The organism is Clostridium sp. AM49-4BH (assembly GCF_003478335.1).
Lineage (GTDB): Bacteria > Bacillota > Clostridia > Lachnospirales > Lachnospiraceae > Butyribacter.
Genome location: NZ_QUFB01000028.1, coordinates 33,600 through 40,723, shown reverse-complemented (window position 1 = coordinate 40,723; position 7,124 = coordinate 33,600). Strand labels below are relative to the sequence as shown.

Annotated in this window: 6 protein-coding genes; all 6 read right to left on the bottom strand. The window is 43.1% G+C overall.

From position 1 onward, the window contains the following. Nucleotides 1–253 precede the first annotated feature (253 nt). Nucleotides 254–439: a 50S ribosomal protein L28 gene (gene rpmB, locus DW981_RS09170; RefSeq protein ID WP_118507499.1), complete on the bottom strand. Its 186-nt coding sequence runs from the start codon at nucleotides 437–439 to the stop codon at nucleotides 254–256. A 118-nt stretch (nucleotides 440–557) separates the two neighbouring features. Beyond that, nucleotides 558–926 carry a GerW family sporulation protein gene (locus DW981_RS09165; protein ID WP_118507498.1) on the bottom strand — a complete coding sequence of 123 codons (369 nt, stop codon included), beginning with the start codon at nucleotides 924–926 and terminating at the stop codon, nucleotides 558–560. Next, nucleotides 927–1,877, bottom strand: coding sequence for a DUF2953 domain-containing protein (locus tag DW981_RS09160; protein WP_118507497.1), 951 nt, complete (start codon nucleotides 1,875–1,877; stop codon nucleotides 927–929). An 11-nt stretch (nucleotides 1,878–1,888) separates the two neighbouring features. After that, entirely contained in the window at nucleotides 1,889–2,209 is a 321-nt protein-coding gene (locus DW981_RS09155; RefSeq protein ID WP_022024431.1) for a hypothetical protein, read from the bottom strand. 142 nt (nucleotides 2,210–2,351) lie between these two features. Beyond that, on the bottom strand, nucleotides 2,352–3,785 hold the full coding sequence (locus DW981_RS09150; protein ID WP_118507496.1) for a hypothetical protein: 1,434 nt from the start codon (nucleotides 3,783–3,785) through the stop codon (nucleotides 2,352–2,354). Nucleotides 3,786–3,876: 91 nt separating this feature from the next. Beyond that, complete coding sequence (locus DW981_RS09145; protein ID WP_118507495.1) at nucleotides 3,877–7,113, bottom strand: phospholipid carrier-dependent glycosyltransferase; 3,237 nt, start codon at nucleotides 7,111–7,113, stop codon at nucleotides 3,877–3,879. Between the last annotated feature and the right edge of the window lie 11 nt (nucleotides 7,114–7,124).

Genomic DNA, 7,124 nt, shown 5'->3' with positions numbered 1-7,124 from the left:
GGCATGTAAATCATACATCAGAGACAACAAAATCTAGAAATCACTGTGAAAACTAATTGCGGCAAGGCAATTGCTATAGTTTCTTCATGGCAGAACCCACAATATGGTGGCTGCAAAAAATAATTAAACTATCGACATAATAAGCAATATGTGACCAGATGGCAGCTTCGGATGTGCGAAATTTGAATTAATAAGAAAAAAGGACCGGGAATAATCCCGATCCTGTGGATTCTCATATAAAAGGTGATTGCGATTATGCACGCTCTACAGCTCCAGAACGTAAACATCCTGTACATACTGGCATTTTCTTGGTTCCACCATTCACCTTTACACGAACAGACTTAATGTTCGGCTTCCACATCTTGTTGCTTCTTCTATGTGAATGACTCACCTTGTTTCCGAAGTGAACACTCTTTCCACATACTGCACACTTTGCCATCGTAAGCACCTCCTTACCTTTATTCCTGATGGTCTCATTTATCCTGTCATTTCTGTCAGTGTTATTAGCACAACATGAACATAATACCAAAAATTAAACAGAAATGCAAGAACAAAATTTAATTTTTTGCTTTTTGCGCTTTTTCCTTTTTGGAAGGAACATATTTGTCCAAAAGATCAGGAACCATATCCAATACTTTTGTAATGCTATCCTGATTTTTTACATTGACAAGCTTCGTCTCACCATTGCGGATCACTAAGATCGCACTCGGCTGGATCTTTCCGCCCATACCTCCGGCACTGTTTTCTTTCTTGCCCGGCTCTGCGAAAGCACCTGCAGCCACACCAAAGCTAACGTCCACCAGTGGCAAAATGATCGTTCCATCATCAAATTTCACGGCATCACCCACAACGGTCTTTCCGGTAATAAATCCTTCCATCCCCTGAAATAAGGATCCTACATTTGCGTTAAAAGAATTGTCTGCCATTTACTTTTCCTCCTTCCACTTCTCCCATTCGTGTAGAAGCTTTCTGCCATCTTTATTTTTTATTATGCGCCACGCAATACAAATTAATGTAATCATGCGGATTCTTCCACGAAATGAAACATTCCCCTCTATGCGTTTCTGCTCAAAATCCGGAATGATCTGTACTCCGTTCCCATACCATGCATAAAAAAGTGCGAGCACTCCCAACAGCTCACCGGTAGAGCACGGATCTCCGGTTCCAAATATTACTTTACCGCGCATACGCCGCGGATGTATTTGTTTCCATAAATGTATCACATTCTCTTTGACGATGCAAATAAATGCTTTTCCCGCATCACTGCGCAAAATATCAACCAGATCCTGCACAGAATGTACTTTTTTCTTAATCTTTCGCACAATCTTTATTACATTTTGAAGCCAAAGAAACAACTGTCGGATCCCCCGCGGCTTTTTCTCTCTTTCATCAGCCTGCCTAAAAGCCGATTGCTCTTCTCTTTGATCAGTCGCCTGCTTAGGTGCTATCTGCTTCTCTTGTTCAGGTGCTGTCGGACTCTTCTCCAAGTTCACAGAGAGCGCTTTCTTCTCCTGTTTCGATGATCCCTGTGTTTTTTGAACTGTTTCGGCTGCCTTCTCAGCTTTTCGCTTCTGTGCTTTTGGGGCAGAAGACTTTTTAGAACGGCGTTTTTTATGTGCGCCGTCACTGCGCAGGATCGGCACGCCAAAAACACGGACTTTCCACTGCAGATCCTTTTCAGTGATCAGGATTGGCACACGAAGCACAACACCTAACCATCGAATACTGATCTGTGCTTTTTTATCATCGAACGAGATCTTTCCGCAGTAACGCACTGCCGCAAACAATATCGCCAGTGCCACGATAACAAGTACCGCCAAAAGGATCCCTATCACTTTTGCTATGGTAACCAAAACCAATAATATGATCTTTTCCATCGCCCGGTCTGTCACCTCCCCGTAAAATAAGCACGGATCGCATCGGAATCAACGCTCCCTCGATCACGATAGACATCCGTGATCATTTGCTGCAACAGCTCCACAGCACTGTCATAAGAGGCCGCCAGCCCCACTACTTGTACACCGCATTCCTTTTCATAGCGGAACCATAGCGTTCTCGACGCATAGATTTCCAGGCTGTTCGCAGGATTACGCCCCAGCACTACACAAAAGCATCCACGCAGCCCCTTTTTCTCGACCCGTTTCCGGTATCGAGCCGGATGTCTGGCCACCTTATCATCGGTATACAACTTCTCATCCCACCAGATCATAACACCTCCGCCTTTCCGCACTGCTACTTATCATACTTCCGCCAACTTTACATACCTATAGTCGCTATCGAACCACATATTGCTTATTATGTCAGCAATATGTGAGCCTAAAGCAATAGTGGGTATGCAAAGTTGGGTGTGATTACCGGATCATTTCGAGAATCAGTTGTTTGGATGCATACTTTTCTGCTTCATCGTCACATTGGTTCAGTGCGTTCATCATGTAGTCTGCGATCTCCTGTGCACTCTTGAAAAAGGTTGGTAATTTTTCCACAGTGGCGGCCATGATGGCACGGCGAAACATACGGCTGCGTCCTTGAAATAACTCTTTCAGTTCACTGAGCAGTTTTTCTGTTTCCTGCTCTGCGATCTCTGCCGTAACGATCCCTGCTGATTCCTGACTCTCCAATGGTGCAAAGACACTGCTCGAATTAAGCTGAGACAAATGATGCAGTTTGATAAAAGCATCACTAAGCCCTGCTGCCTCAATTTCCTCTGCTCGTCCTTCCAATAGTTCATCCAGTGCCGCTTCCGCTACATTAACAGACTGATATAACTTTTCCTGTTGGCCTTCAACCGCAGGAAGCTTCTCGGCAAGCCAATTTAAGCGATCCTCTTCTGTCAAAAGATCCTCCCTCTGCCAAAGATCAATCTCTTTTTCCAAAAAGAGTGCATTGATGCCTCGGATCACATCATCTACTACCGTCATTTTCTCTTCATCAACACAATAAGGTTCTGTCACCACTAACGTATACACACCATTGATAATCTGTCCAATCTGCATATACAGATCAGATAGATCATTGAGCTTTGAAGCACTGACTCGTACTTTTTCTGCATACAATTCATATAATGTGCGATCCATATGCTCGTAGTCTGCTTCCATCAATTCCTGAAGCACACCGGCAAATTCCGTAAAATACTGTTCCTGTGCAGGATGCTTATACAACATGGCACTGGTACGGAACATATACAAAAATCCCTCCAATGATTCTATCTCACTGCCCTTATAAACGGAAATGCAGTTTTTGATCAGATCAAAATAATGAGAACGGGTCATTCGCATCGGAAGCTGTCCCAGTACCACGCGTAAATTATCATTGATCGTCACATTATCATTTGAACCAAAGATAAAATTCATAACCTCCTGCGCAAATGCAGTGTCTTCCGGCAAAACTTCTTTCTCATCAAACCGATATTGAATACGGTTTAAAATATATTCATATACGACAAAACAGTCCACATATCCGGTCAACACCTGCATACGGTCGATCACTTCCGTACGCATTGCTAAAATATGATCGACCAACTGTTTTCTCTGTGTATCATCCAATGTATCAGACATCGCCTGTCCCACTGTCTCATTCAAAGAAGTGATCATTTCCTTTGCCATCGCAATATATGGGTTGATATCTTCTGTGACCACCTCGTAAAACATGTAATATTCCATCATCAATTTGATCCTTGTATATCCATCATGAAGGATCATGCTCTGCTTCAGATATTCTGGTAACAGATCCCCAACTTCTTTATTACTATGTAATTTATTGACACACTCTCGTAACTTATTGCTCATATTTTTACCTTTCTATCCGTGATGACCTGACATCCATATTCTGTCAGATCATCAAATTTATGACATTTTTACCACCCTGTTCCTGATCAAATTACCAAGTCTGTAACAATACCCAACTATCAAACCATTTCAAATACTTGGTTGCAAATGCCGGATCGATCGCAAGCCCGGACAACACCGGATAAAATAGGATAAATAACCCGATCGCACAGGCAACATAGACATAGATCGCCGGTTTGATCTTTGGTTTCCATTGTGCCAGCTTAAAGAAACTGTATCCCACCATAGCGGCAACGAAAGGTACGCTTGGAAAATAATGATAAATAAATACCACACGGCTTACCAAGAACCAAGGTGCATACTGCGACAGATACCCGATCAGCAAAAATCCGGCCTTACGGTCTTTATCTTTCCACAGCAGATACAGCATATAAAACGCTGCCGGAATGCCGGCCCACCAAACAAGTGGATTACCAAAGGCACTGATACCCTCACGCAGATTGCCAATCGTTCCGGAATAATACCAGATCGGTCTTGTCATGATCGGCCACTCATACCATTTGGAAGAATACGGATGATCCGCTTTCAAAGCAGAATGATAATCGAACATCGTTTTCTGTGCATTGATCACGCGCGTCAATAAGTTATGGTCTGTTCCATCATTAAATGGAATATAAGACAATATATAAATGATTGCCGGAACTGCCACAAAAAAGACGCAACAGAATCCAATCGTCTTCCAAAAATAACTGCTAAAATTATCAATAATATACGTATGTGAAATACCATTCGTCTGACCGCGTGGTGTCTTGCAGGCAATGACATATTCACGGTATCTGCGATACATATGCAGGAAGAACAATATACACAGACCTACCGAGGAATAAATTCCGGTCCACTTACTGGCCCAGCTAAGCCCCATTGCAACACCGCAAAGTCCAAGCGGTATGAATGTCTTTTGCAGCTTTGTGTCGTAAAAACTCTTCTGCAGATAGCAGTACATGAAGTAATACGACAACATAATAAACAGTGTAACAAACACATCGATCGTCGCTATTCTTGTCTGCACGAAATGCATAAAGTCAAACGCAAACAATAACGTCGTCACAATGCTGATCCATTCCTTGTTGAAGAAACGTTTGGCAAACAAATAAATGATCGGAACCATAAATACTCCGAATAAGGTTCCCATAAAACGCCATCCGAATGGATTCATTCCAAACATGAGTACACCGCAGGCGATGAATATTTTACCAAGTGGCGGATGCGTGTTTTCATAACAGTACAGCTTATGTATCATCTCGTATGCCGTACGTCCATGATAGATCTCATCAAAGTACGTACCGTTCATTGCACTGGCACGTCCCTCAAATTCATCCTGCTCATCAAACAAATTCTTATACTCATCTCGATTCACAGGCTCCAATTTTTTACCATTGCTATCCAAGAACACAAGCTCTAACAGACTATCCTCGTAATTATCCTCCGTCGGAGAAATTTTGACATATCTTGCCTGAACATTCAATGTAAGACTGTTCCAGCAAAATACAGAACCTGCATCCCAATAGCTCTGCGTATTACCATTGTCATCTGTAACACCGGTCGAAAATGTTGTATAACCGGAATCCTTATTGTTACTGTATTCAATGTTATAGTGCGGATTATTTTCATACCCCAGATAATCCCATAACTGTGAAATGTTGGTAGTTTCACCGAAATCAAGAACGATCGCTCCTTCTTTCACAGCAGAATATGCTGTTTCCGGTGCCGACATATTCCCCAGACGCGCAAATGCTACCACTGCGTAGATCAATGTGATCACTGCCATTGCGATCCAGTCAACTTTCGTCATCTTGCTGAGCGTTACAGAACGGGCGATCTTGCCCTCTGATTCCTTTTTGCTTACATTGTTACGTGCATTATTCGCACGCGTATTCTTACGTCCTGCCTGTGCAGGCCGTCCGGTCGAAGTACGCGCGATCTCACCCTCTGACAAATAACCGTTAAAGCATGTCAACGCTACATATACCATGTAGCCAAATACGATCACCATACCGGCTGCAATTGCTAAGGTCACCGGTTCCTTGGCGTTAAAATTATTCAGATCATACACAAACTCGACATGTGCCATATTGAAAAATGCCATTCCTGACAACCCGGTAAATAAATAGGCAATCTCACGTTTCGGACGCATCGCAAATGCAAATAACAGCATAATGATCGCCGGATACACATAACGCTCATGCATGCGAACTGACAGCAAAAACATTCCTGTTACGATAAATGCCCCGACAAAATAGTAACGTGCCGGATTATTTTTTGCACGGAAATGAAGCCAGGTAGCTGCTGCCACGATCAAAATAATAAAAATGGTTCCCCAAGTCTGATACGTGATCCCCATAAAGTGTTTCGTCTGTTCGGCCCAGTTTTGTCCAAACAATGTCCAAATATTATAAGCATTTACACTGGCAAATTTGTAAGATGCCAATGTCTCCGTATACTGTGATAACGCATCCTTAAATCCGAACGGGAGCATCAGCAGGGCGATCATCGCAATCGCTGCCAGACCAAGCCCCAGATTCTTCCAAAAATTCTTCCAGTCAAAGCCGTCCAAAAACACCTGATCGATAATGCCATAGATCAATACCGGTGTAAAAATAAGAGACTGCGGTTTTACCAATACTGCAACCGCAAATACAAAATACGACGGGATCAGCTTACGCTCTGTCACCAAATAGATCATTAATACAACGAAAAAGGTAAATACTGCATCTGTCTGTCCCCAGATCGCTCCATCGAGCAGTACCGCCGGTGCAAACAGATAGATTGCTGTTAAAATTCCCGCACCCTTCTGCGTCCAACGCTTTCCGGCAATGCGAAACAGCAGGTAAGCCGTGGCCAGATCGGCAATGATCGCCGGTGTCTTAGTAAGCATCACGCTAAGCGTAGAATTCCAAGCCACCCCAAGTACATGACGGATCGCACCGACCATATACAGAATATACATATATCCAGGTGGATAGTCTGTAAAAGAATCTGAAGAATAAAAATTACCAATCCCGTCCTTAAAGATCATGTCCCCCCAAGCGATAAAACAGTTCATATCCGTTTCATTGCCAAAATATTTTGCTGCCGCAATATAGCGAACGATCAATGCGACCGCCATGATCACCATAAAAAGAATACCCGTCTCCGGAACCTCCTGTACCTGGTATTTCTTCTTCTTTCCTTTTGGTGCTACTTTAATGCGCTCACACGAATCCATTGCAACAAAGCCATAGATCGTTGCGGCCGCAGCCAAAATAGCAATAACTGTAATTGCTGTCATTTCAACCTTCC